Source organism: Mesorhizobium sp. M6A.T.Cr.TU.016.01.1.1, from assembly GCF_003952585.1.
GTDB classification, from domain to species: Bacteria; Pseudomonadota; Alphaproteobacteria; order Rhizobiales; family Rhizobiaceae; genus Mesorhizobium; species Mesorhizobium mediterraneum.
On record NZ_CP034452.1, the window covers coordinates 1,575,249 to 1,601,769 of the forward strand.

At 60.3% G+C, this 26,521-nt stretch carries 22 protein-coding genes; 10 read left to right on the plus strand and 12 right to left on the minus strand.

Annotated elements, in window-relative coordinates:
• The first annotated feature begins 98 nt into the window (after positions 1–98).
• Positions 99–1,595: a lipopolysaccharide biosynthesis protein gene (locus EJ075_RS07300; RefSeq protein WP_095484308.1), complete on the plus strand. Its 1,497-nt coding sequence runs from the start codon at positions 99–101 to the stop codon at positions 1,593–1,595.
• A 38-nt stretch (positions 1,596–1,633) separates the two neighbouring features.
• Positions 1,634–2,656 (plus strand): phosphoribosyltransferase family protein, encoded by a 1,023-nt coding sequence (locus EJ075_RS07305; protein ID WP_095484309.1) that lies wholly within the window; start codon positions 1,634–1,636, stop codon positions 2,654–2,656.
• A gap of 115 nt (positions 2,657–2,771) precedes the next feature.
• Here EJ075_RS07305 and EJ075_RS07310 read toward each other — a convergent pair whose 3' ends face one another.
• The 8 genes from EJ075_RS07310 to EJ075_RS07345 form a co-directional block, all read right to left on the minus strand.
• Positions 2,772–3,851 (minus strand): glycosyltransferase, encoded by a 1,080-nt coding sequence (locus tag EJ075_RS07310; protein WP_126103888.1) that lies wholly within the window; start codon positions 3,849–3,851, stop codon positions 2,772–2,774.
• 96 nt (positions 3,852–3,947) lie between these two features.
• Positions 3,948–4,397 carry a hypothetical protein gene (locus tag EJ075_RS07315; protein ID WP_095484310.1) on the minus strand — a complete coding sequence of 150 codons (450 nt, stop codon included), beginning with the start codon at positions 4,395–4,397 and terminating at the stop codon, positions 3,948–3,950.
• Complete coding sequence (locus EJ075_RS07320) at positions 4,394–5,854, minus strand: GMC family oxidoreductase (RefSeq protein ID WP_126103889.1); 1,461 nt, start codon at positions 5,852–5,854, stop codon at positions 4,394–4,396. The genes EJ075_RS07315 and EJ075_RS07320 overlap by 4 nt, the downstream gene beginning before the upstream one ends.
• 100 nt (positions 5,855–5,954) lie before the next feature.
• Positions 5,955–7,286 (minus strand): UDP-glucose/GDP-mannose dehydrogenase family protein, encoded by a 1,332-nt coding sequence (locus tag EJ075_RS07325; protein WP_095484311.1) that lies wholly within the window; start codon positions 7,284–7,286, stop codon positions 5,955–5,957.
• A 61-nt stretch (positions 7,287–7,347) separates the two neighbouring features.
• The gene (locus tag EJ075_RS07330; RefSeq protein ID WP_126103890.1) at positions 7,348–8,217 is read right to left on the minus strand and encodes a glycoside hydrolase family 16 protein; all 870 of its coding nucleotides are present in this window, start codon (positions 8,215–8,217) and stop codon (positions 7,348–7,350) included.
• Between the two features lie 164 nt (positions 8,218–8,381).
• Entirely contained in the window at positions 8,382–8,780 is a 399-nt protein-coding gene (locus EJ075_RS07335) for a hypothetical protein (RefSeq protein WP_095484313.1), read from the minus strand.
• A gap of 368 nt (positions 8,781–9,148) precedes the next feature.
• Complete coding sequence (locus tag EJ075_RS07340; protein WP_126103891.1) at positions 9,149–10,162, minus strand: glycosyltransferase family 2 protein; 1,014 nt, start codon at positions 10,160–10,162, stop codon at positions 9,149–9,151.
• 532 nt (positions 10,163–10,694) lie between these two features.
• The gene (locus EJ075_RS07345; protein WP_245458118.1) at positions 10,695–11,099 is read right to left on the minus strand and encodes a hypothetical protein; all 405 of its coding nucleotides are present in this window, start codon (positions 11,097–11,099) and stop codon (positions 10,695–10,697) included.
• Positions 11,100–11,569: 470 nt separating this feature from the next.
• Between EJ075_RS07345 and EJ075_RS07350 the strand changes: the two genes are divergently transcribed.
• Complete coding sequence (locus EJ075_RS07350) at positions 11,570–12,244, plus strand: sugar transferase (RefSeq protein ID WP_095484316.1); 675 nt, start codon at positions 11,570–11,572, stop codon at positions 12,242–12,244.
• 162 nt (positions 12,245–12,406) lie between these two features.
• On the plus strand, positions 12,407–13,615 hold the full coding sequence (locus EJ075_RS07355; protein ID WP_126103892.1) for a polysaccharide biosynthesis/export family protein: 1,209 nt from the start codon (positions 12,407–12,409) through the stop codon (positions 13,613–13,615).
• A gap of 788 nt (positions 13,616–14,403) precedes the next feature.
• Here the strand turns inward: EJ075_RS07355 and EJ075_RS07365 are convergent.
• Complete coding sequence (locus EJ075_RS07365; protein ID WP_126103894.1) at positions 14,404–15,666, minus strand: O-antigen ligase; 1,263 nt, start codon at positions 15,664–15,666, stop codon at positions 14,404–14,406.
• Complete coding sequence (locus EJ075_RS33070) at positions 15,663–16,004, minus strand: hypothetical protein (RefSeq protein WP_164547053.1); 342 nt, start codon at positions 16,002–16,004, stop codon at positions 15,663–15,665. The genes EJ075_RS07365 and EJ075_RS33070 overlap by 4 nt, the downstream gene beginning before the upstream one ends.
• Before the next feature lie 122 nt (positions 16,005–16,126).
• On the opposite strand from EJ075_RS33070, the gene EJ075_RS07375 reads away from it, so the two are divergent.
• The 6 genes from EJ075_RS07375 (at position 16,127) to EJ075_RS07400 (ending at position 23,952) form a co-directional block, all read left to right on the plus strand.
• Complete coding sequence (locus EJ075_RS07375) at positions 16,127–17,056, plus strand: TIR domain-containing protein (protein ID WP_126103895.1); 930 nt, start codon at positions 16,127–16,129, stop codon at positions 17,054–17,056.
• Between the two features lie 203 nt (positions 17,057–17,259).
• Entirely contained in the window at positions 17,260–18,012 is a 753-nt protein-coding gene (locus tag EJ075_RS07380) for an SDR family NAD(P)-dependent oxidoreductase (protein ID WP_126103896.1), read from the plus strand.
• Between the two features lie 54 nt (positions 18,013–18,066).
• Positions 18,067–19,413 carry a glucoamylase family protein gene (locus EJ075_RS07385; protein ID WP_126103897.1) on the plus strand — a complete coding sequence of 449 codons (1,347 nt, stop codon included), beginning with the start codon at positions 18,067–18,069 and terminating at the stop codon, positions 19,411–19,413.
• A 120-nt stretch (positions 19,414–19,533) separates the two neighbouring features.
• Positions 19,534–20,184, plus strand: coding sequence for a bifunctional DNA primase/polymerase (locus EJ075_RS07390; protein WP_245458119.1), 651 nt, complete (start codon positions 19,534–19,536; stop codon positions 20,182–20,184).
• A 26-nt stretch (positions 20,185–20,210) separates the two neighbouring features.
• Positions 20,211–22,337 (plus strand): glycosyltransferase, encoded by a 2,127-nt coding sequence (locus EJ075_RS07395; RefSeq protein ID WP_245458179.1) that lies wholly within the window; start codon positions 20,211–20,213, stop codon positions 22,335–22,337.
• Positions 22,338–22,377: 40 nt separating this feature from the next.
• The gene (locus EJ075_RS07400) at positions 22,378–23,952 is read left to right on the plus strand and encodes a glycosyltransferase (protein ID WP_126103900.1); all 1,575 of its coding nucleotides are present in this window, start codon (positions 22,378–22,380) and stop codon (positions 23,950–23,952) included.
• Here the strand turns inward: EJ075_RS07400 and EJ075_RS07405 are convergent.
• On the minus strand, positions 23,903–24,940 hold the full coding sequence (locus tag EJ075_RS07405; RefSeq protein ID WP_245458180.1) for a hypothetical protein: 1,038 nt from the start codon (positions 24,938–24,940) through the stop codon (positions 23,903–23,905). The genes EJ075_RS07400 and EJ075_RS07405 overlap by 50 nt on opposite strands.
• Before the next feature lie 82 nt (positions 24,941–25,022).
• Entirely contained in the window at positions 25,023–26,462 is a 1,440-nt protein-coding gene (locus tag EJ075_RS07410; RefSeq protein ID WP_126103901.1) for an aldehyde dehydrogenase family protein, read from the minus strand.
• Positions 26,463–26,521 lie beyond the last annotated feature (59 nt).

Sequence of the window (26,521 nt, forward strand, 5' to 3'; positions counted from 1 at the left end):
CGTTTTTTGTTGCGCTGCAAAATTATTGCCGTAGTTTGATGGTGGCATCGGGCGCGGGTCGGGACGTCGGACCGGCACAAAAATCAGGGACCCTGAATTTGCAAGCCAATGCATTCGACCCGCCAGAGGGCTCTCTCCGCAGATCAGTCGGACGCGGCGCTATCATCACGGCTTTGGCGCAATCGGTGCGGGTTGCGACGCAGATCGTCTCCGTCATCGTGCTGTCGCGCCTGCTGTCGCCGCAGGACTTCGGTGTGGTGGCGATGTGCGCACCGGTGCTTGCCTTCATCGCGCTGTTCCAGGATTTCGGCCTGACCCAGGCCACGATCCAGAAAAGCGGGATAAGGCATGAGGAGATCAACTACCTCTTCTGGGTCAATGTCGCGGTCAGCACGTTGCTCGCTTGCGTGCTTGCCGGCTCGGCGCCGCTGGTCGCCGCTTTCTACGGCGAGCCGCGGGTGGCCGGTCTGGTGGCAGCGCTTGGGCTGCAGATCATAGCCTATGGGCTGGGCGCCCAGCATCTGGCGCTGCTGACACGCCGCATGCAGTTCGGCCGCCTGGCCATCATCGACGTCGCAAGTGCCGTCGCCGGCCTCGTCGTATCGATCGCCTGGACTTTCATCGACCGTTCCTACTGGGCACTTTTTGCCGGCACGCTGACAACAGCCGTGCTGCCCACACTTTGCTTCTGGGCAAACTCGCGATGGCGCCCCAGCCTGCCGCGCAAGGTCGATGGCATCAGCGACCTGATCAATTTCGGCGCCGGCATCACCGGGTTCAATTTCACCAATTTCTTTGCCCGCAATCTCGACAATGTGCTGATCGGAAAATATTGGGGCGAAGCGCAGCTTGGGCTTTATGACCGGGCCTACAAGCTGCTTCTGTTTCCGTTGAGCCAGATCACCAATCCGCTGTCGAAGGTCATGGTGCCGGCTCTTTCCAGGCTGAAGGACGAGCCGGACCGCTACCGCAGCGCCTATCTTCGCGTCATGCCGCTGATCTTGCTGGTTGCACTTCCCGGTGTCGCCTTCGCCACCGCCATGTCCGACCTGCTGATACCGTTTGTGCTCGGCGAGCAGTGGCGGCAGAGTTCCAACATCTTCCTGGCGCTCGGTTTTGCCGGGCTGCTGCAGCCGCTCAACAACCCGGCGGGTTGGCTTTTCATCAGCCAGGGTCGCTCGGGCGATTTCATGCGCTGGGGCATCATAGCGGCCGTGACGTCGGTGCTGGCCTTCCTGGTCGGCCTGCCTTATGGCGCGTTGGGGGTGGCGATCGCCTATGCGATCAGCGAGTATCTCAAAACACCTTTCCTGTGGCTGTATATCGGCAAGACCGGGCCGCTGCGGGCAAGCCACATGCTTCGCGCGGCAACGCCCTTCGTGCTTGGCGCGCATCTGGCGCTTGCCGCGATCTGGTTTGCCAAGCCGCTGCTGCCGCAACAGCACATCGTCGCCATGGCGAGCGCGGTTGTGCTGTCCTACATGATCACCATCGTGACCGCGCTGGCGTTTGCGTCCGGCCGCGAAGCATTGCGGGAGGCTCTGAAACTCCTGCCGGCACGGGCGCCCGCGGCAGCACCAAGCGAGGCGAAGTAACTTGCACGGACATCCATACGAGAAGCAGGTCTGATCCCATGCACTACCGATCGATCTCCGACATGAACGATGCGATTGTCAGGAACCTTCACCGGTTGCCGCGCGACATCGACCTGGTGGTCGGCGTTCCCCGAAGCGGGATTCTCGCCGCCACACTGCTCAGCCTGACGGCGAACATCCCGATGACCGATCTGGACAGCTTCCTGGCCGGAAAGATCTATACTTCGGGGGTCACCAAACGCCGCGCCGCGCTCGACCGGCAGGCCTCCGACATGCGCAAGGTTCTGGTGATCGACGACAGCGTCAGCGGCGGTGCCGCGATGCGCGAGGCGCGCAGCCGGGTAGAGGCCGCCGGCATCAAGGCGGACTTCATCTTTGCCGCGGTGTTCGGCCTGCTGCCTCAGCACGAGGAAACTGACGTCGTCCTGGAAGTCGTGCCGCATCCAAGGATGTTCCAATGGAACTTCATGCACCACAAATTCCTCGCGCAATGCTGCGTCGACATTGACGGCGTGCTCTGCCTGGACCCGACCGAAGCCGAAAACGACGACGGCCCGGCCTATGAGAAATTCCTGAGCGAAGCACTGCCTCTGTTTGGCCCGACCCGCAAGATCGGCTGGCTCGTCACCAGCCGGCTCGAGAAATACCGCGCGCTTACCGAAGCATGGCTCGCAAAGCATGGCATCGCATACGACAGACTGATCATGCTTGACCTGCCGAGCAAGGCGGAACGGCAACGGCTTGGCGTGCATGGCAGTTTCAAAGCCGATTTCTACCGCAAATCCGACGCCATCCTGTTCATCGAGAGCGAGCACCAGCAGGCCCTCAAGATCGCCAAGCTTTCCGGCAAACCGGTGCTGTGCGTCGAAACGCATCTGGTAACTTATCCCGATACGCTGTCGCTTCCGGCACTAGGACAGACGGCACGCAACCTTCCCAGCAGATTGCGGGGGATCAGTTCGCCTGACGGGCGCAAGACGGCAATCAAGACCGTGGCGCGCACACTGCTCGGCGAACGCGGCTACGAGACGCTCAAGAGCCGGATCAAAAGACCTGCTTGAATCCGATTCAGAACTTAGAGCGGTTCAGCTTTGATAGAATCGCTGACCCGCTCTAAGCATTTGTTTTTACGCAATTCCGAACGGAAAACCGCTACGCACTTTTCCTGGAATTGCTCTAGGCGGCCTGTCGCGAAGGCTGCCGTGCCGCCCTGTCGAGCATCGAGAAGAAGGTCGCGAACTGACCAGCCGGATCGAGTTCCGGTCGCTCGGAGAATGCACGTGCCGCCGTTGAAAGCCGCCCATATTCCTGGCTGTCGGTCCACAGACGCCTGACCACTGCCACCCAATCGGCGAGCGGGGCGTCGTAATCCAGCACCACGCCACCGGAGCCGATCGCTTCGGGCAGGCCGCCACGACGCGAGCCTACGACGGGAATGCCGCTGCAATGGGCTTCCGACGCCACCCGGCCCCAGGCCTCTTCCCACTTGCTGGGGGCGAGCAGGATTTTCGTGCGGCCATAAACGGTTTTCATTTCGCTGGTCCGGCTCTCCAGCGTGACGTTGCCGAGCGGCGCAATCGTCTGCTCGATCCGGGCCCGATGATCGTCGTCAAGCTTCCAGCTTTCAACGAATAGGAACGGGATTTCGGAGCAGGCGGCGGCAATGCGCACCGCAAGCTCGAAGCCTTTTTCCTCATATGGATTGATCAGCGTGACAAATTCGCCTGTCGTCGGCGTGCTGTAGAGGGCGGGATTGATGGTCGGCGGTATAACCGTCGAATCGATATCGAATTTTGCCTTGTAGGTGCGCGCCGTGAATTCGGAATTGGCGATGTAAAGCGCCGAATGCAGCTCGCGCAGATCGCCGCCCAATTCGTGGAACTCGACGTTTCTGAGATAGACGACCAGCGGCACGCCTTCCGCCTGCAGCGCCTTGCCGATCGGAACCGACTTGTGGCACTGGACCACGGCGACATCCGGCCTCAGCTTTTCGACGGCAAAACCCGCCGCCTCCCAGGGAAACCAGGCCCGCACGACCGGATAGCCCGGATAGCTGTCGATGACCGCGCGCTGTCTCAGAAGCTTCATCTTGGCGCGCGCCTTGTAGCCGAAAACGCCTTGGCCAAACAGGGCGGCGAGCACCGACGCCTCATGCCCGTGCTCGAGCAACTGCTCGGCAAGATGATGGGTGCTGGACTGGACACCGCCGCTGAACTGGGGCGTGTAACCGTTGCCGCCTGCAAAAAGCACTTTCATGGTTTCGGCTCCTTGTCGCATTCTCAAGTTTACGAGCGATGACGCATTGCTTGTTAACGCATGGCTTGTTCACGCGTGATGGCTTGCGACCCGCTTTCAGGCATCCTGTTGCATCTCTAAATTGGCGAACGGATTGGTGCATGGCTGCCATCCGGTGAATCGGATCGGATCGGTTGGCGAACTGCGCCGGGCATAGTCGGTCAGCATATGGAACTCGGCAATAACCCAGCGGTCGAAATGGCTCAGATCTTCTTTTTTCTGGTCGGGGAGAAACCGGCGTGCGGCGCCCAATTTCAGCTCTTCAAGCAGAGTGACCGCATCGCCCAGCTTTTTGTTTGGAAATATCCAGGGGTTCCGCTTCTGGAATTCCAGGACGAACTGCTGCAGATGTTCGATGCGCATGTTCAGCCTGCCGAAATATCTTTCGAGCGTGACGCGCACCAGGTCCTCGTCCGAAAGCGAGGAAACGGCGGCATAGGCGATGCCGGTCGAAGCAACTCCGCCAGCCATGATGGCCAGTGCCGCGCGCCGCGAAACCTTGATCATCCGGCCATTTCCTTTCCCGCTATCCGGCTCGCCGCCCGCAAGGAGAGGGCTGCCGCGGTCAGGCTCGGGTTGGCACAGGAACAGCTTGGATATGTGCTCGAGCCGACGACGACCAGGTTCCTGAGCTGATGGTGGATCATGTCCCGGTCGACCACCGAATCCGCCGGGCTCAAGCCCATCCTCAACGTGCCCTGGACGTGCGACTCGGTCGGCCGGATGCCGCGATCGAAAATCTCTTCGACCGGCAGCGGGGCCAGAAGCGCCGGCAGTTTCTCCTTTGCCCACGCCATGCCCTTGACGGCATAGTCGGATGCCCCCTTGAAACTGACGAAGGCGTTTTCATCCTCGTCGAGGATGACGAGATTTTCCGGCTCGAGCAGGTTTTCGGTGACAATGATGAGGGGAAGCGTCTGACGGATGCGTCCCTTTTCGGGGCGCATCCCGTGCTGCCAGCGGTTTTCGAAATAGACCAGCGCCGCCGCATGCTGCGATCTGTGGGCGCCGTCATAAAGGCCGAAATTCAAGCCGGTGGTGATGGTGCTGCCATCGAAATTGTCGACACCGTCGAGATAGGCTTCGAAATTCCATCCGTAGGATTCGTGCAGGCCACGCCCGACGAATTCGCCCGACAGGCCGGATCGCAACATGATCGCCGGGCTCTGGATGGCATTGGCGCCCAGAATGAAAAGATCGCCGCTGACCGAATATTCCTTGCCGTCCTGCACGAACACGACCGAACGGACCGATCCGCCGACGTGATCGAGCCGGCGCACTTCCGCGCCAAGGCAGACCGAAACGTCGGGATGCTCGAAGACGTGCATCAGGCCATTGTTGGCGGTGAATTTCGCGTCGACCGGGCATAAGCCGCATCGCAAGTTGGCGCAGCACGAAGACCGCTGCGCGGTCGGCACGCGTGCCCTCGCTGTCGGCACGACAAAATGCTGATCCGGCTGCGCCGCTTTCATCATCCGGTCCGGCGTCGACATGTGATGCGGTGGTTGTGGAAACGGCCTGGAACGCGGCATCATCGCCGCCATGTCGGGATCGCCTGAAATCGACATGACGTCCTCTGCATCGCAGTAGAACGGCTCAAGCTCGTCATAGCTGATCGGCCAGTCGTTGCCGATGCCGTAGAGGCTTTTCAGCCTGAAGTCGTTCGGATGAAAGCGCGGCGTCTGCGCGAACCAGCAATTCGTTCCGCCACCCAATCCGATGGTGTAGTTCCACGGCTTGTCGGAGTTGGTCTTATAGGTCGTCCCTTCGTCGATGTCGGTGTTGGCGTTCTGGTCGATCTGCCATTCATGCGTGTTGTGCCGGCCCCATTCCAGAACCAGAACGCGAGCCTTTCGCTGCTTCGCGAACGCATGCAGGAAGAACGCCGAACCGAAACCGGAACCGATGGCGACAAGATCGAAATGTTCGTTGGCGATCTGTTCCGGCCTGACGCCCAGCACCATCAGATAAAATCCTTTGTTGAAACGAGCGCGTTCATCAAAGCCTTCGTAACCGTCCCTGGTGTGCGATCCGGTCTAGCCATAGGCCTTTCCCGAATGGGCCTCACGCCGCCATCCTGCCGATCGAGTGGTATTCGATGCCGTGGCGGGCAATGACCTTCGGGTCGTAGAGGTTTCGGCCGTCGAAGATGATCGGCGTGGTCAACGCATCCTTCACCGCGTCGAAAGAAGGCGCGCGGAAGCTCTTCCACTCGGTGGCGATCAGGAGTGCGTCGGCGCCACGCAGCGCTGCCTCCTTGGTCCCGCACAAGAGGAGATCCTCGCGCAGCCCGTAGATGGCCTGGCATTCCTGCATCGCCTCGGGATCGTAGGCCTGCACTTTGGCACCGGCCTTCCACAGCGCTTCCATCAGGACACGCGCCGGCGCCTCGCGCATGTCGTCGGTGTCGGGTTTGAAGGCTAAGCCCCAAAGCGCAAAGGTCTTGCCCTTCAGATTGCCCTCGAAGTACCGGTTCACCTTGTCGAACAGGACCGACTTCTGCTCGTTGTTGCGCTCCTCGACCGCGCGCAGCAGCTTGGCATCGAACTTGACGCCTTCCGCCGCCTTGATCAGGGCGCGCACATCCTTGGGGAAGCACGAGCCGCCATAGCCGAGACCCGGATAGATGAAATGGTAGCCGATGCGCGGATCGCTGCCGATGCCCTTGCGGACCTCCTCGATGTCGGCGCCCAGCTCCTCGGCCAGATTGGCCATTTCGTTCATGAAGCTGATCTTGGTCGCCAGCATGCAATTGGCCGCGTACTTGGTGAATTCGGCGCTGCGCACATCCATCACGATCATCTTCTCGTGGTTGCGGTTGAACGGCGCATAAAGCTCACGCATCACCGCCTCGGTGCTTTCGCTGCTGGTGCCGACGATGATGCGATCGGGCTTCGTGCAGTCGGCCACCGCCGAGCCTTCCTTGAGGAATTCCGGATTGGAGGCCACGTCGAAAGCCAGATCCTCGCGACCCCGCGCCTTCAGCGTCGCGGCGATCCTGGCCTTTATCTTTTCGCAGGTGCCGACCGGCACGGTCGATTTGCCGACGACGATCTTGGGCGCGTCCATCTCCCGGCCGATGGCCTCGGCGACGGCCAGGACATATTTGAGGTCGGCTGAACCATCCTCTCCGGGAGGTGTGCCGACGGCGATCATCTGGATCTCGCCATGCTTGACCGCGGCGGCGGCGTCGGTGGTGAACTTGATGCGGCCGGCCGCGTGGTTCTCCTTGACGAGGTTTTCGAGCCCGGGCTCGAAAATCGGGATGAGGCCCTGATTGAGCCGCTCGACTTTTTTCACGTCGATGTCGACGCACACCACCTGGTGTCCGACTTCGGCAAGCACCGCCGCCTGCACGAGACCGACATAGCCAATTCCAAAGACCGTCAAATTCATTTGGTTTCATCCCTGTTCAAGGCTTCGGAGCGCTTTCGGTCCGGCCGGTTCAGATTAGCCTTCACTTTATGCTGCATGCCAGCGATTCCGGAAACTGGCATGGCTGGCCGAGCGCCGTGAAGGCGACGCGGTCCACTTGCATGGTGAGCTTGCGCCCCGGATCCGAAAACGGGCCCAGCCAGCCCTTCATCGTGTCGCTGCCCCAGAGGCTGAAGAATATCTTTTGCGCATGGCTGGGCAGCTTTGCCGGATCGGTGATCGTGTTCACCAGCTGGCCATTGACGTACCAGCGCAGCCGGTCCTTCTCCCAGACGAAGGCGTAGTCATTGAAAGCCTTGTCGGCGCCGCCCGCTACATCCACCAATTTCTCGTTGTTGCCCTTGCCGGCTATGTAGGCGTTGACCTGCACCTTGGAGGTGTCCTTGGTCAGCACCTCGAAGTCGATTTCATCCCATGGCTGCTTGTCGGAGGGGCCGATGTAGGAAAAGAAGGCGGCGTTGATGCCGGAGCCGGCATCGGTTTTCATCCGTGCCTCATAGGTGCCATAGCCGAAGCGCTGCTTGGTCTGGATCTCGCCGCAGGCAAAATCGCGATCCTTCAACTTCCGCTTTTCGAAACCGAGCGTCAGCATGCCGTCGGAAAGCTCGACCTGGCTTTTGGACCAGGTGCAGTTCTGATGGCTGCCGTTCGTCCAGCCATCGGCAACGTACCAGCGCGCACGGTCGAAGCTGGTGAAATCATCGACGAACGATGGCGCAGTCGGGATATCCTGCGAACGGGAAGGGGTCGGGCCTGCAACCAGGCTGCCGAGCGCGACCAGCAGAAACGCGCCGCCAGAGCATAGCTGCCTCAGGTTCACTTGCCTGATCGAGCGCGTGAACGGGCTGCCGCCGGTTTTTGGGGTGGACGTGCTTTTCGGATCCGCGTTCATACCAAACTCACCTTTGTGCTGTGTGCCCCCAACCCAAAGTCGACGTTCGAACCATGACGAAACGAGCTGATCTTGACCTTCTCCCGGCACCTTCCTTGTGCTGCCTCTTTGTTGACCTGTGGCACTAAACCTCTTGCCTGCGGCGCCACCCAGAACTTTGAAGTTCACCCCGTGCCGGCGGCCGGCTTGGCGAAATCAGCCTTGGTGGTCGAACCACGCTGACCGCTTTCATCGAAGATTGCATCCAGCGAATGACGGAGATCCTTCATCAATTCGTTTTGCCGCGCGAGCGCCGCGATGCGCTGCTCGCAATTCAGGATCGACTTCGTCAGTTCGCTGACTTCGGCGGATCTGCTGGAGGAGGCCGCTCCATTTTCCATCGCCTCGACCAGAAAGGCCGCGTTGGTGGCCTTTGTCCGGTAGCGATTCTCAAGTCCGTTTTTCTCCGCCTCGACCTCGGCTGCGATCTGGTCAAGCAGCTTTGCCAAGCGGTCAAGGCGCGAGATGTCGGTCTGCCTGTCTCGAGCCGGATCCCTTGATCTGAAGCCGAATATCGAGGCCATGCGCTCAGTCTCCTGTCATAGCCGGCCTATGGCAATCCCGTGCCCATCCAGGCCGAAAAAATCTTGTCGCATCGTCCAGCTCCTCTGACAGGGGACATTTTCGGGCCGATTCAAACGGCCAACCAAAATTGCTGCACCGCAACATACATGCCATCCCCAGAGCGAGTAGGCAACCACCTAATGCATGTTGCGCAAAAGTGCGCAGCGGTTTTGCGACAACGACATGCATAAGAACAAGAACTAAAGCGCGTCGCATGAATCTCATCAAACGCGACGCGCTTTAGTGTGGCGAATCGGAAATTCGCTTCACGTTGGAGCGGGGTAAGGACCTGTTGACATGATCGGCATGGCGCCGCTCGCGGACAAGCTCAAGTCTCGCCGAGCGGGCTGGTTGCGGCCATGAGAAAGCGCAGCGGCGGCACAGGCTGCTTCGAGGCAAAGCCGGCGCGGCGAAACAGCGCATCCAGCTTGTCGGCGGCCACGCCGCGAACGATGGGGATGAGGTTGGATTGGCTGGCCAGGGCGTAGGCCGCGGCCGACGTCAGCCCCCGCTCGTTCTTCACGTCGAGGAAGTTCCGCAACCGGTATTTGTCGCGCACCTGCCGTTCGTGCCTTCTGAGCACCGCCTTAGAGCCTTCCGGCAAACTGTCGATCGCCAGCAGCGCCAGATCCGCGTCGGCCAGACGCTTGAGATCCTGCGTCTTATGTTGGCCGCTCAGCGAATCCGCGCGAACGATGGCGCCATAGCCGCAGGACCTGATGACCTTGAAGCGTGCCCCGCAAGCAACCGCGCGCGCGTAGAGCTCATAGTCTTCGCCCAGCCGCAGGTTTTCGTCATAGCGCAGCCCATGCCGGTCGAGAAAAGCGCGGCTGATCACCGGTTTGAGGAAGCCTAACTCACCTCTCTGCACACGGCGACTGGAGATGTTGCCTTCGATGAAACGCTCGAAATCGAGAAATTCCGGGTCGGCCGAGAATTGCGGAGCGGCGATTTTAGAGACATCGGTCACCGCATCGTCCCTGATCATCATGATGTTGTCGGCAGCGAAATCCCAATCGGCGCTGGCGAACAACTCGCGATATCTGCCCTCGAGAAAAAAATCATCGGCGTCCAGAATACTGATGAACGGTGACTTGGAGCTGGCGATCGCGGCGTTGCGGGCGAAGGAAGGACCGCCGTTGACGTCGAGCCGGATTACAGAAAGCCTGCCGCTGCCATCGTCGGCTGCCCGAGCGACTTTCGCGGTATCGTCGGTGGAAGCGTCGTCGACGACGACGACTTCCGCCACCTCCGGCTCGCGCAACGCCGATGCGATGGCAACCGGGATTGTCCGCGCCGCGTTGCGGGCAGCGATGATCACGCAGACCTCGGGTTTTGTCATCAATTCGTCTCTCGACTGCAAAGGTGGCTCCGAATTTCTTGCCGCCCCCCCGTTGAATGTCCGATGCAACTCTCGTCCTCATCGACTGTCCGGCTGTTCGAAAGAGCGTCAGCCGGCGCTTATGCTGCAAGTGCGAAGCATCGCCAAAATCATTCGCTCCGTCCAGTCTTTCCTTTCGGTGTCGTCATGGCGCAAATCGATGGGCGGTGTAATGCCAGCGAATCGACGCGCCGCTTCGCAAACCGCCCCTGACCATTCTGGATAGCGCTGTCAGCGCACTCGAATCGCTGATCACCAAGGCGATCGACGGGCTGCGGCGCGATGTCGACCCTGACCGTCGCGCCGGCCGTCGATCTTCGCTTTCGCCGACCTGGTGGTCGCGATGGAAAACGGCCGCATCGTCAAGGTCAGGCAAAATCAGATAGTGAATCAGGGGATCAGAGGCTGAAGGAAAAATCCGAAGGCCAGTTGTCCAGGATGCTGTAAGGCGAGCAGTCCGACAGGAACCCAACCGACGCGACCTGACGCAGGGTCAGTGAAGGCTTCTCCTGGCACTGAACTTCTCGCCATCGGCCGCCTCGGTCGGACTCAGCTTTCGTTCGGCATCGCGAATCTTATCAGCCGATGTCGGCGTGTTTCTGGCAACCATGACGAAAACCAGCAAAAAATAGCCTAGCTGAATGACGATGGCGCAAGCCATAGCGCGAAAAAGCGTCGTGCCGAGCGAAGCGCCGCCCAGATGAGACCAGGCGACCACGATCGCCAGAGCGAAAATCATGCCGACAATGAATTTTGGTAGCGACATACCCGACAGCCCGTCAACCTGCTCGGGCAATAATCGATGATTGACCCACCCCGAGCCTCCCTTCGCATGCGAGCTCGTTGAGGCGGCCCGCTTTTTGGCCGGTTGCTTTCGGCCTTTCCCACGCTGTTCCATACTCTGACAGAAACAAATTGCAACTCTATTAAGGTGTGCAATAGCGGGCAAGGCCAACCACAAATAATTTTGGATGCGTTCGCGGGATCGACTCTGCCATGTTGCGATGCACACGTCTGCATCATGGCCAATCACCGGATATGGAACCCCTCCAGTAAGACCCATAATATTAATTAGTATTTTACTCTAAAATCTATATATGTCTCGGAAGCTAAAGCACGATTATGTTCCATGACGCGGTACAAAGAGCGATTCGCCTAAAATCAGCCTCAAAAAGGCACTAGATTTTTCAAAATTGCCCATAATCTGTCACGAACGTGCCATAAAGATCAAAATTTGTGCAGGATCGGTTTATTATTTAGTCAATTCATGACGTGATTATTTCAAGCGATCGAGAAATTGTGTGTTGCGATGCAGCATTTTTTTGATATTGTGGGCGAAACCATCCGTTCAACGTATGGAGTTTACGCATGAGGGACGTAGCCAAGTCGGCCGATGCGGATTTTTCGCAGGCCGGCATCGATTTTCCACCAATCGGCGGCCTGCTAAAACGCAGCTTCGATATTGCCGGCTCACTGATTGGCCTGGTGGCTCTCAGTCCGCTGTTTGTTATGGTCGCGCTGCTTGTCAAGTTTTCCGACGGCGGGCCGATTTTCTACGGTCACAGCCGGATCGGTCGGGGAGGACGGATTTTCCCGTGCCTCAAGTTTCGCACCATGGTTCAGGATGGTGAACGGGTGCTGGCGGCATATCTTGCCGCCAATCCGGACGCCAATGCCGAATGGACAGCGACCCGCAAGCTCAAGAACGATCCGCGCGTCACGCGCGTCGGGGCCGTGCTGAGGAAGCTCAGCCTAGATGAACTGCCGCAGATCATCAACATCCTTCAGGGCGACATGAGCCTTGTCGGTCCTCGCCCCGTCGTGCGCGACGAGCTCGAAATCTATGGCAGTTCGGCTGTCTATTACCTGAAATCGCGCCCCGGCCTGACCGGGCTCTGGCAGGTCAGCGGCCGCAACGACGTTTCCTACGACAGCCGCGTCGCGTTCGATCGCCACTATGTTGAGAACTGGTCGCTATTCGAGGACATTCGCATCATCATCAAGACCGTGCCTGCGGTCTGGATGTCGCGGGGCTGCTACTGACCCGGCCGGGAGCCGGTGAGTGACGGTCCAGACGCCAAGCATTCTGCAGCAAGCTTCATCGGGCGGGGCCAAAGCGGATCGGAAAAAGCTCAGTTGAAAACAAACATCTTCGGAATCTCCTGCGCCGGCACTGTCAGCAATCACAAGCGACGGATGCGGCTTATGACTGCTTGCCTCGCGCTGACGCTCGCCGTTCCCCAACTCGCCACCGCCGACGAGTACCGCCTGGGATCGCAGGACAAGCTGACCATCCGCGTGGCCGAATGGCAGACCGTTGAAGGCACGTTCCGCGACTGGACGGCCGTCAACGGAGAGTACACGGTCGGTCCTGCCGGAACATTGTCCGTGCCGTTCGTCGGCGAAATGCCGGCATCCGGCAAGACCACGTCCGAGGTCGCGGCAGCGATCGGCCAGGCGCTCCAGCGCAAGCTCGCTCTGGCGGACCGGCCGGAAGCCTCCGTCGAAATGGCGCAGTACAGGCCGTTCTATATTTCCGGGGAGGTCCAGACGCCCGGCCAGTATCCTTACGTGCCTGACCTGACCGTGCTGAGGGCGATGAGCATCGCCGGCGGTGTCCGACGGAGCCCGGAAGGACAGCGGTACGACCGCGACATGATCAATGCCAAGGGCGATTTTGACGTTCTCCAGGACCAACGGGTCCGACTGATCGTCAGGCGCGCGCGCATCGAAGCGGAGATAGCGGACAAGTCGACGTTCGACGTGCCGAAGGAGGTGGCCGACGATCCGAAACTGGCAAGCATCGTTGCCGACGAGATGGCGATCCTGACGGCCGATCAGAAGAATCTCAAACTGCGCCTTCAGGCGCTCGATGATTTGAAGACGCTGCTGCAGAGCGAGATTGATTCGCTGCAGAAAAAGATCGTCAACCAGCAGCGGCAGGTCGACCTGGCAAAGGAACAGCTGAGCGGCATCGGCTCGCTGGCGCAAAAGGGCCTTGTCGTCAACACGCGGGTTCTGACTTCGCAACAAACGATCGCCGACCTGGAAGGCCAGATCCTGGATTACGAAACGGCCATCCTCACCGCCAAGCAGTCGATCAGCAAGGCCATTCAGGACGCCATCGATCTGGAAAACACCCAGAATGCGGGCCTCGCCACCGATCGGCAACAGGCAGAAGCCGATCTCAGTCAAACAATGCTCAAGATGAACATGCAAACAGGCCTGATGGCCGAAGCCATGTCGGGGAACCCGGCGCTGCAACGCTATCGCGACGGCGAAGAGCCAACAATGTCGTTTGGCCTGGTTCGGGTGGTCGACGGAAAGAGCAGCGAAATCGCCGCCAGCGAAGACACGCCCGTGCTGCCCGGGGACGTGATCAAGGTGAAGTTGGCGCCGATGGCTAGCCAATAGGCCGTTTCGAGCAATCGAATACCCCGACGTCAGCTGACGCTCAAAGGGAGCGTCACGCCAAGGCCGTCCGCATAGATGCACGCTCCTCGGCGAGGAGCGGCTATCCGTGGGGGAAGCGTAGTGAATATCTATCGTGCTAGAAGGTATATTAAAGGCACAATCATTACATTCATTTGGGTAATGAGAGGTATCGAAATATCCGATCGAGTTTCGGTGCTTGGAGTCTCGCCTCATATAGCAGGAAAAGGCAATTTTAGATTTGGCTCTCGCGTTTCGTTTCGAGGGCTGGGGTCACGTTCCTGGTTTCATGCACGCCGGAACGCAAGCCTGTCAATTGGCTCTAAATCTTTTATAAACAGCGGAGTCATGATCGACGCATCAGTCGCAGTAAGCATCGGAAAAAGATGCCTTATTGGCGATTCGGTTGTAATCCAAGACTCAAACTATCATGAGGTCGAAGATGGTGCCGGTGTTAAAGCGAAAGCTGTCCTAATTGGTGATAATGTTTGGATAGGCCGAAATTCAATAATCCTGCCTGGGGTGGAAATCGGGGATCATAGCGTAATTGGAGCCGGCTCTGTGGTCACCAAAAGTGCACCGCCACGAAGCTTGGTTGCAGGAAATCCTGCCCGAATAATTCGCGAACTAGTGGCGCCCCAAGATTATATTCGTTTTTGATCTCATTTTGATAGACGAAAAGCTAGAGCTGTTTGTTTTCGCGCAATTCCGGACGGAAAACCGCTGCACACTTTTCCTGGAATTGCTCTAGGTGACATTTAGCGCTTTGCTTAGCCCCTTGCGGTTTCTGGTTCCGCGAGGTTGGCCGCGGTCCACCGGGGACGGGCGACTAACACCCTCACCAGCTTGAAGTAGCTGTAATACAGGAGGAAGGAGCCCATGATGTAGGGGTTGAGGGTCTCGACCTCGACGAAGGACCGGATGAACAGAAGCACCATCACGCCGGCAAGAATCACAGACTCGGCTTGCCACGTCCTGAATATCAACGCCGATATGTGGCCCCACAGCGTGCGCACGATGATCAGCGAAATCAGCGTCGCCCCGACATAGCCAAGCTCGACGAGGGCTTCGATATAGGTATTGTGGAAGTGGAAGCCGCTTCGGGTTGTGATGTAGAATTCGTTCCAAAGCCGCTCGGCCTCGGCAAAACCCTGCACCCAATAGCCCGAATAGCCGACGCCGAGGATCGGCGCTTGCTGCGCCGCCTCCCAGCCCTGCTCCCAGAGATAGGTCCGTCCGGTGAGCGTGGAATCCTTCCCGAAGACGCCAAGGACGAAATCCAGAAGTCCCGCAAAGGCAACCAGGGTGACCGCGATCAGCCCGCATGTGCCGACCAGGAAAATCACCCGTCGATAGCGGAGCGAAAGCTTCTTGGCCATGGCAAGCAGAGCCACCAGAGCGAGAACTGCCGGTATCGAAGCCATAGAGGTGGCCGAATGCGCAATGACCAGCAGATAGGCCGACAGGGCGACGACGGGCGCCGTCAAGAAAAGGCTTATTCGGCCGCGCCTGAGAAAAGCCAGGAAGACAACGCAGAAGTAGACACCCAGCGATGCGACAAAGCCGATCTGGTTCTTGGAGCTGAATGCGCCGACGAAATTGTACGTCCCGTCGAGAACGTCATAGGAATAACCCCCGACCATGAGCGAATAGAGCAGGACGAGAAAAATCCCGATCAGCGAGCCTATCGTCAACGTTCGGACGCTGACGGTGCGCGCCGCGATGTAGGCGCAGGCGATATGGGAGCAATACTGGACTGCCGTCCTCAACGTGATGCCGGGAGCATCCGACCAGAACACCGACAGGCAGACGTAGATGGCAAACGCCAGCGGGAGCCATGCGCTGGATACATGTCGCAACAGCCGCCGGTAGTCCACCAGGATGAGGGGGAGCCAAACCGCATAATAGGCCAGGATCAGGATCTGGCCGAAGACGGAGGAGTAGGAGAACGCCCAAATGGAGATGGCAACAGCAAATGTACCGTAGACCGTGTTCTTCTCCGGGTCGACCAACAGAGATTTTGGAATCTTCATCTCGGTAGCGGATTCCCGTCCATGCAGTTCAATGCCGATTTGCCGCCGCGCCAAGCGCGGGCGCTTCCGTTGTGCAGTGCAATATAACCCATCCCCCGCAGCCTGTCACCCAAATGAGGCAAAAACAGCCATAAGGATGCCCAAGGCGAGCGGTGAAAGACCGATAGGCCGGGCAAGAACCGAGCGCGCAGCCAGCTGTGGCCGCAAACATTGCCTAACGGCTGAGCATCACCGTCGGCACTGTCAAGAACCATCGCCGCCGCATTTATGAGCGGTTTGGCATCACCACCGCGGAACTGTTTTTCTTCCAGCACCTGACGAAAAGTAGCAGCCGGCATTCATTGCATCCGTTGCAATAAATGAGACCCTCCGCGTACCCTATGTCGGGGACAACCAGGCCAATGACCGCAGGATAATTGGCAGACGCTGGTCCCCCGATCTGCTGGGTTGGAGCAAACGGATGGACAAACCTCGAATCTTCCTGGGCTCGTCGGGGAAGCAGAAAAAACTGCTGCAGGCGCTGACACGCGGTCTTGAAGACATCGCGCATGTGGAACCCTGGACGACGTCCTTCAATCCTGGGACAACCACCCTGGGGCGCCTCCTCGAGCTTACGCGTGAAGTCGACTTCGCCGCTTTCGTGTTCGCTCAAGACGATTGGACCAGTGTGAGTCAGCCGGCATCGTCTGCGACGGCATCCGCTCAAGCTTCTCCACGAGACAATGTGGTTTTCGAGGCCGGCCTTTTCGGCGGAGTCCTTGGAATGCGCCGGACGTTCATCCTCCATGCCAATGGCTCCAAGCTTCCAAGCGATCTCCTCGGCCTCACCTCCGTAAGGTATGGCGAGGCGACGACCGGCGCGGAGATGAGGGCGATCAACCAAAAGCTTCGGAATGCGATCGAGAATGAAAGTCGCGTTGCCCGGATAGAGGGCCTTTGGTGGCAATTTTCCTTGTCGGAACGAACCGTAAAGGAGCCGTCCGCCGTGAGCCTCTTGCGTATCTCGCGAGACCGCGATGGCGCGCTGGAGCTAACCGGCCGCTCATGGCAAGAGAATGGCAGTCTGTCAGCCAGATACTGGAGCGAAGCGGTAAAGGAGAGAAAGGAGCCTCCCGGCATCTTCTACTTTTGGAATGGAGAACGACCCTTGGACGCGAACGCGTCGCAGTTGTACGGGACAGGAGAGATCCGGCTGGAGTCCGCCGATCGCGCGTCCGGGTACTTCACCACACGAGCCGACACACCGCCAAAACTGAACGCGCGCACCTCCGGTGTCTATCTGCGCGCCGATCCTGAGGACTTAAGCATCCTGGACGGCCGCGACAATCAGCAGCGCGTGGAGTTGATCGCAGAGCGGCTGAGCCATTGGAAGTCGATCAAGAACGTCTGAACTGTGCGCATGGGAGTCGCTCGGACGGCCCTGCCGCCTCGCCGCGATCGCAGCCCTAGTATCATATGGAGAGGTAGCGGCCAGGAGGGGCTTCTCAACCGCCTGCGCCTGGCCCACCACGAACCTGTTCGGAGGCTCCAGACTCCGGCTTGAACTTATCCGTCGCTGACTTCACATTTGCCGCCGATTGGGAGGATGAACACATGACGATGAGTTTTGCGGGACGGTTTGCCGGACGATCGGCCGTGATCACCGGTGGCGCCTCCGGCATCGGCCTGGCTGTCGCGCAAAGAATCGTTGAAGAGGGCGGACGCGTTTGCGTCTGGGATCGCGATCCCACCCAGATCGAGCAGGCCAAGGCTGTCATTGCCGATTTGCATGGCGTGACTGTCGACGTCGCCGATCCCGTGGCGGTCGAACAGGCCGCCCGGCGGACGATCGATGCCCTTGGCGCGGTCGATATCCTGGTCACCAGCGCCGCCATCACCGGACCGAACATGACGACCTGGGACTATTCGGTGGAGGACTGGCGCCGGGTCATCGACATCAACATCAACGGCGTCTTCTTCTGCAACAAGGCGCTGGTTCCGCATATGCTCGAGCGCAATTACGGCAGGATCGTCAACATCGCCTCGATCGCCGGCAAGGAGGGAAACCCGAATGCCTCAGCCTACAGCACGTCAAAAGCGGCAGTGATCGGCCTGACCAAGTCGCTGGGCAAGGAGCTGGCTAAGACCAAGGTGACGGTGAACTGCGTCACGCCGGCGGCCGTGCGCACCGCGATCTTCCAGCAGATGAGCCAGCAGCACATCGACTTCATGCTGTCGAAGATACCGATGGCGCGGTTTGGCGAGGTCGAGGAGGTGGCGGCACTGATCTCATGGATCGCTTCCGAGGAATGTTCCTTCACGACGGCTGCCGTCTTCGACGTCTCCGGCGGCCGGGCGACCTATTGAAGCAAGTCAGGCGCGATCTGCCGCCAGGGTCCGCGAGACTGGAGTTCACGTCGTTTGCTTAGGATTGAACCTTCACTGTCCGATGAAGATCTGCTCGACCGCTTCCAGCGCGCGGCCTTCGGTTATTTCCTGGAAACCGTGAACCCGGAGAACGGGCTGGTCGCCGACACCTCGCGGCCAAATTGGCCGGCAAGCATTGCGGTCGTCGGCTTCGCCCTGTCCTGCTATCCGGTCGGGGTCGAGCGTGGCTGGATAACGCGAGACGCAGCCGTGAGGCTGACGCTTGCCGCACTGCGCTTCTTCTGGAACAGCCGGCAAGGCAATGGCGACGATGTCACCGGCCACAAGGGTTTTTATTACCATTTCCTCGACATGCAGACCGGCCTGCGCGCCTGGCGATGCGAATTGTCGATGGTGGACACGGCGCTTTTGATGGCCGGCTTGCTCGTGGCTGGCGCCTATTTCACGGGCGACAATGACGAAGAAACCGAAATCCGCGAACTGGCGGAAGTGCTCTACCGGCGCGTCGACTGGCGATGGGCGCAAGGCAGCAACTCGACCTTGCGGCAGGGCTGGAAGCCGAAGAGTGGCTTTCTGCGTTATGGCTGGGAAGGCTACAATGAAGCGACGGTGCTCTACGTTCTGGCAATGGCCGCCCCCGACAAGCCAGCCTCGGACGACATTTATGCCGGCTGGACGGCGACATATCAGTGGGAAAACATCTACGGCTACGACGTGCTCTATGGCGGCCCGCTGTTCATGCACCAGTTCTCGCATGCCTGGATCGACTTCGACGGCATACGGGATGCGTTCATGCGGGAAAAGAACTCGGACTATTTCGAAAACAGCCGTCGCGCGACCTACCTTCACCGGGACTATGCGCGGCACAACCCCTCCGGCTATGACGGCTACGGCGAAGGACTTTGGGGCCTTTCGGCGGGTGACGGACCCGGCAACTTCCGCGCGCGGATCGAGCGGCGGCCGCGCAAATTTTCCGGCTATGCGGCGCGCGGCGCGCCGTTCGGCCCCGACGACGGAACGATAGCGCCGTGGTCGTATCTCGCATCGCTGCCCTTCGCGCCGGAAATCTGCCTGCCGGCGCTGCGCCATCTCAGAGAACGCCATCCTGAGGTGATCGACGGCTTCAGGATGCCGAGCGGCTTCAACCCGACGCTGGCGAACCGGCGGAAGTTCGGGCCGAGCGGCTGGATATCGGATGCGCATTACGGACTGGACCAGGGTATCGCCGTGCTGATGATCGAAAACCACCGCTCGCGCCTGATCTGGGACCTGATGCGGTCGAGCCCGCATATCCGTCGCGGCCTGAGCAAGGCCGGGTTCAGCGGCGGCTGGCTGTCGCAGCCCGCCGCCGCTTTCCAGGCCGCCCACCATGTCGGATGATTCAACAGGGATCGCTCGCAACTTGGCAGGCCCCAGGCCGCGCCGCATCCAACGCTTGACGAAAGTGCTATTCGGCTAAAGAAGATTGAAGTGAAATGGCACGGGGCGGAACATTTCTGGATGTTGCCTAAAATAAAGACCGACTATGCGTTCCGGCTGCTGGCGCAGGGCTACATATGCCTGCCGCTTCGTGCCGGCGGCAAGCATCTCGACCTCGAGGCCATGGGGTATGATCCGCTGCATTTGCAGACCCGTCGCAAGGATCTGAAGGAACTCGCCTTCTGTTCCATTGCGTTCCAACTGTCGCAGAAACCACCGACCAGCGGAGACATCGAGCGCTGGTTTCGAGACTTCGCCGGAAATGTCGGCATATTGGGAGGATTTTCCAACCTGCTGATCCTGGATTTCGACAACGCCGCCGCATATCGCGGCTGGTTCGGCATCCATGGTGAAATTGCAAACCGCACACCGGTCGCAAGGTCGCCCAACGGCTTCCACGTCTATCTGAGGACACGTGAACCGACGGTGTCATCCAGCCTGCATTTCGGCATGCGCCGGGTCGGCCATGCCAAGGCGCTTGGCGGTTACGTGGTGGGCAGTCCCTCGGTGCTGAAGGACGGATCCTCCTATAGCTGGTTGGAGAACCAGTCGCCGTTCGATGTCGAACCGCAGTTGGTCGAGAACCTCGCCAGTCTTTCGCTGCGCCCGGTCTCGCCGCTCAAGCATTATTATGATCGTGTGCGAAACCGCGGTTTTTTCGAGCGGCAGTGAGTAAATCAGAGGAAACGCGATTGGACGTGACGGTCGTCATCCCGGCAAGGAATGCTGCCGCGACGATCGATGCGACGCTGCGCAGCCTGATCTCAGACAGAGATCTGATCGGCGAGATCCTTCTGGTCGATGACGGATCCGACGATCAGACCGCGTCTGCCGCGATCGGAAGCGCGCAACGATACGGATTGCCGCTGGAGGTCGTCAGCGTCAACCTCGGCAGCGCGGGTGCTGCGCGCAACGTCGGAATTGCACGGGCCAGGGGCAAATCCATATTCTTCCTGGATGCGGATGACGAGTTGATAGAGGGAGGCCTTTCGCTTTTATGTGACGCGCTCCTGCACAACCCCGAAGCCGGCCTGTCGATCGGGGCCAGCATCCGTCGCACGAACGGGCGGCCGGACAAGCTCAAGACCCCGCACGGATACACCAGCGACAGAGCCCAAAACACCAGGCGCTATCTTCTCAACGAGCTCTGGCCGATCGCCATGGGAAGCGCGCTGGTCGCGACATCAGCGACGGCCACGATCCGCTTTCCGGAAGCGATCGGCCTCGACGAAGACACATGCTACTGGGTGGCGCTGCTCGCACGCTTCGATGTGGCGATCGTCTCGGCTCCGGTGCTGCTCTACCACCACGACGAAACGAGAATGGCGCAGCGTTTCATTCTTGCGCCGCGCAGGACGTTTCTTGCCATTGCGCTCGAACTGGACCGGCTGGCTGGATCGGGCGTCGAGCGGGAGGCCCTTCAATGGCGAAAGTCCTGGATCGCGCAGCGGATTTCACGACAGCTCATCAAGCACAAAAGATACGCCGATGCGGCGGGCATGATGCGGGCCGTTCGCGCCCACAAAGCATCCGGCCGGAGCTGGAAGGCATTGCAGTACAGCGCCCGTATCCAGTTCGGAGCAATGACTGAAAAACGTAGTCCGGATGCAAGGTTTACCACCCCCAACCACGGCAAAGAGCGGCGCACGCTGGTGCTGTCCTACGATCCGGCTTTCCCTCCTGCCTCGGGCGCGGATCTCAGGAACCATCGCAACGCCGTGGCCGCAGCAGCATTCGGGCCAGTCTGCCTTGTCTCGGTCCGGCCGCAGGCCGATCCGTCGAAACCGGCCGATCCCCGCATTCAAACGGCTGCCTTGACCATCGAGGGGGAAGCCCGCACGGCTTCGATCGGCTGGTGGAGGATCCGTGCCGAGAACCGAATTCCCCGCTCCGTGCTGGCGCGTCTCGAGGCGATCGTTCGCGAATTTTGCCCGGACAGCATCGTGGTCGAGGGCATTGGGCTGTTCAAACTGCTACGGCCCTTGCGGCCATTGGCCGGGCAGCTCATTCTCGACATGCACAATGTCGAGTCGGACCTGGCGGGACAGTTGCATCGCGCCGACGATGCAAGATCGGTGCCTGCCATCGCCGCCGCCTTTGGCGTCAGGCGCCTCGAAAGAAAGGCGCTCGCCATCGTCGACAGAGCCTGGGTCTGCTCGAGGCAGGACCACGAAAGACTAGCGGCACTTTCCCCGCGCAAGGTGCCGATCGACATCGTGCCGAACGGCATCCCTCGTTTCGAAGACAGCCCCGTCGACCTGCCGGTCGAGGCCGCGACCGACGGGGGCTTTCCGATGATCCTGTTTGTCGGGCATCTCGGATACAAGCCAAACATCGATGCCGCCGAGCGGCTGGCCGCCACCATCCTGCCGCGCATCCGGCAAAGACTGCCGACCGCAAGACTGGTTCTCGCCGGCCGATACCCCAAGCCGGCCGTGAAAGCTCTGACCGGACTGCAAGGCTTGGACCTCGTCGAAAATCCGGACGATATGGGGCCACTGCTGTCGCGCGCGCATCTCAGCATCATCCCGCTTTCGGCAGGCGGCGGCACGCGCATCAAGGCTCTCGAAGCAATGGCCTGGGGCATTCCGGTGATTGCGACGCCGCTGGCGGTCGAGGGCCTGGACCTGGTCGACAATGAAGAGGTGCTTCTATCGGATTCGGATGAAAGGCTTGCCGACATGGCCATCGAACTTTGTCTGGACCGCAGGCGCATGGCGAGCCAGCGCGCTCGCGCGCATGAAGCGGCATGGTCCAGGTTCGGCCCTGAAGCCATCCGCAATGCCGTCCGCGGCGGCCTTGGGCTGGACGATGCCGGCACATGACACCCACGCTTTTTCCAAATCACCGATCGATGAGCCCCCGATGATCCCGCCCATCCTGCACCAGACGTGGAAGACCGACAGCATCCCTGCCCGCTTCCAGGGATATGTCGAAAGCTGGAAACGGCACCATCCCCGCTGGACGACGATGTTCTGGAGCGACCGGAGGCTGCTCGAGTTCATCGCCGAGCACTATCCGGATTTCCTGTCGATCTTTTGCAGCTATTCACATGGTGTGCTGCGCGCCGATGCGGCACGCTATCTGCTCCTGTACCATTTTGGCGGAGTCTACGCCGATATCGACTGCGAATGCGTCGCCGCTTTCGATCCGATCATGAACGAGGATCGTATCGTGCTCTGTAAGGAGCCGGATACGCACGCGCTCGTCCAGGCAAAGTTTCGCGGCTTGCCCTATTTGCTGTTCAACGGCACGATGGCGAGCCCGCCCCGGCATCCTTTCTGGCTGCAGGTCCTGTCGCTGTTGCCGGGCCTGGTCCATGCCAAGGAAGCGCTCGACGCGACCGGCCCCTGTGTGCTGACCTCCGCGCAGCTCGGCTATGGCAACCAGGCGGCCTTCGCCATACACGGCTCTCCCTTGTTCACGCCGGTGGACTCGGCCGGGCGCACGGACATGCCAGCCGGCAGCGGAGCGCCGACGCTGTCGATCCATCACTGGGCGGGCACATGGTGGACGGCGCGGCCGGCAACGCGGCGGCGCGACAAAGTCCGCAACCACGCCTACCGGCTGTGGCACCATCTGACACGCGGCGCACATCTGGACGAGGCCGCGGCGAAAGCGAGCGTCAGCCAGGCGGCGCTTTCGGCATCGCCGCCGTCAGGCCCGAATCTCGCCATTCTGGTGCCGCTGCGCGATGCCGCCGACCATATCCAGCCGTTCCTCGATGCGCTGCAGGCGCTCGACTACCCTAAGGACAGGATCAAGCTGGTCTTCTGCGAGGGCGACAGTTCGGACGGAAGCTGGGAAAGATTGCAGGCGGCAGTGGCGCCGCTTGCCGGCAGCTATCGTGGCGTCGTCCTGCTGCAAAAGCGTCTGGGCACGCGCCTCGATCGGGCGAAGCGAACGAAACCGCGACAGCAGCGCGAGAGACGGGGCGCCATTGCCAAGGTGCGCAACCACCTGATCGATCATGGGCTGGATGCGGACGACGATTGGGCGCTGTGGATCGACATCGATGTGTGGCGATTTCCTAGCGACGTCGTGAATCGGCTGATCGGAGGCGGGCATCGGATCGCGGTCCCCAACTGCGTGAAGATCGCCGGCGGCGACAGCTTCGACCTCAACAGTTTCGTCACCACCCAGCCGGAAAAGAATTATCGCTACTATCGTGAAATACGTGGCGGCCTATACCAGCCGCCTGCCTGTTCCATGGGCCGCCTTCACCTTAGCGATGTTCGGCATCTCGAAAGCATCGGTCTCGATGGGGTCGGCGGAACCATGCTTCTTGTCGACGCCGCCTTGCATCGTGGCGGTCTTCGATTCCCGGAAATTCCCTACCGCGATCTCATCGAAACCGAAGGCTTTGGCGCCCTCGCCAACGATCTGGGCATCAGGCCCGTCGGTCTCCCCAAGCTTGAGATACTCCACGTTCCGTGGTGATTAAGGCCGATCGACGCTGTTCGAGCTCCTGCCGGATCGGTTCCAGATAGGCTCGCGGCCGCAGCCTTTGCCAGACGTAATCGCGATCGGTCAGATGCGCGACCTGGCCGACCCATTGTCGCATCATTTCGGGGTCCCGAACCTGCCGCCAATCGTCGACTATGATGACGGGCAGCCCTTCATAGAGAGGATCGAGCGGCGACGTGCTGGTCACCACGATGCAGCCCAGATACAGCAGTTCCCACGTCCTGTGGCAGTCGAGGCCGCTTCCAGCCGTCGAAACGACCAGCGGGTACTGTGAATAGCGCTCCCAGATCGAGTGCTGCGATAGCCGCCTGTCAAGACAATCAACATGCGGGCACCCCTTCAGGGCATCGACCAGATCCCGTCGCTCCCTGGGACCCCTGCTCAAGTTGAGATCACAGAATATTCTGAGCGGGCGACGGTCCGGCGCGTCCTGCCGAAGGCGAATGGTTTCGAGAAGCCTCGCAAGCTGTCCGGGCGTGGTAAAGCCACGCATGGTGTGAAGATCGAGCCCGATCGGGAAAGGTTTGAGCTTGGGGTGATCGCCGACGCAGTTCTGGCTGTACCAGGACACCAGGAAAGGATCGGCGAGAAGCCGATCGACGGTATTTTTCGCGAGATTTGACGGCACCGACGCATCGCCATCCGTTGTCACCAGCGCGAACGGCGCCTTGATGGTCGGCAGGGCCACTTCCACGAAAGTGTCGAGATCGCAGACACGCAATTCCCTGGCCCGGGTGCTCAGGCGTAGCCAGACCACGCCATATGCACCGCTATAGTGCTTGCGGAAGAAGGCCTCCGTCTGTGCCGATTCGGTCGGTGCGTATCGATACCAGCGTGGACCGGCAAAATCGCAAAACTGCCCGATGCCCTTAGACCATAACAGCGGCGGAACGCGAAGAAAGGGCAGCGCGGCGGAATGAACCGCCTTTTGCAAGAGCTTTAGCCGACGAAACCTGCCCATCTGCAAGCATTAGCCCAGGCATCAGCGCCGTTGCAACGTGGGCACGGGCATGCTCGCCCGTGCACCCGCTCTGCCGATTTTATTAGCCGGCGAACGTATAGGCGGTCTTCACCGTAGTGTAGAACTCCGCCGCATAGCGGCCCTGCTCGCGCGGACCGTAGCTCGATCCCTTGCGTCCGCCGAAAGGCACATGGAAGTCGACGCCCGCGGTCGGCAGATTGACCATCACCATGCCGGCCTCCGAATTGCGCTTGAAATGCGTGGCGTGCTTGAGGCTCGACGTGCAGATGCCCGACGTCAGCCCGAACGGCGTGTCATTGGCCACCGCCAGCGCCTCGTCATAGTCCTTGACGCGGATGACGTTGGCGACCGGTCCGAAGATCTCCTCGCGCGAGATGCGCATGGCGTTGGTGGCTTGCGTAAACAGCGCCGGTTGCAGGTAGAAGCCCCGGGTTTCGCGATCGAGCCGCTCGCCGCCGAAGGCCAGATCGGCGCCTTCCTGGCGGCCGATGGCGATATAGTCTTCGTCCTGTTTCAACTGGCTCTGGTCGACCACCGGTCCGATCTGGGTTTTCGCATCGAGAGCGTCGCCGACGACCAGCTTGGCCAGGCGATCTTTCATCGCGTCGACGAAGCGGTCATGGATGCCGTCCGTCACGACCAGGCGGGACGATGCCGTGCAGCGCTGGCCGGTCGAGAAGTATGCGCCATTGATCGCGCAGTCGACGGCGACGGCAAGATCTGCATCGTCGAGCACGACAAGCGGGTTCTTGCCACCCATTTCGAGCTGGAACTTGCGCATATGCTCGACGCTTGCGGCAGCCACGCGCTTGCCGGTGCCGACCGAGCCGGTGAAGGTGATGGCATTGAGGTCAGGGCTGTCGAGCATGGCCTGGCCGACCACCGAACCCTTGCCCATGACGAGATTGAGCACGCCCTTCGGCAGGCCGGCGCGATGCAGGATGTCGACAATGGTCCAGGCACTCTCCGGAACCAGATCGGCCGGTTTGAAGACGATGGTGTTGCCATAGGCCAGGGCAGGAGCGATTTTCCACGCCGGGATGGCGATCGGGAAATTCCATGGCGTGATGATGCCGACGACGCCGACCGCCTCCCGCGTGATCTCGACACCGACGCCGGGCCGCACGCTTGGAACCAGCTCGCCCGACAGGCGCAGCGCCTCACCAGCAAAGAAATCGAAGATCTGGGCGGCGCGCACGGTCTCGCCAATGCCCTCGACCAGCGTCTTGCCTTCCTCGCGCGCCAATGCCCGGCCGATTTCATCTTTGCGCGCGGTGATCTCATCCGACGCCTTCCTCAGCACTGCGTGGCGTGCCAGCAGGCCCGATCGCGACCATGCCGGAAATGCCGCTTTCGCCGCCGCGATGGCCTGCCGGGCCTGCTCGGCGTCGCCCGACGCATATTCGCCGACCACGTCGTCGAGATTGGACGGGTTGATGTTGCGGGAGCCGGCATCGCCAACCCACTCGCCATCGATGAGGTTCTTTCGAAACGGGGTCATATCGCTGTCTTCCTTGTCGTCCTTCGATTGCCGTCTATCTGGACTACCGGCCGCCACAC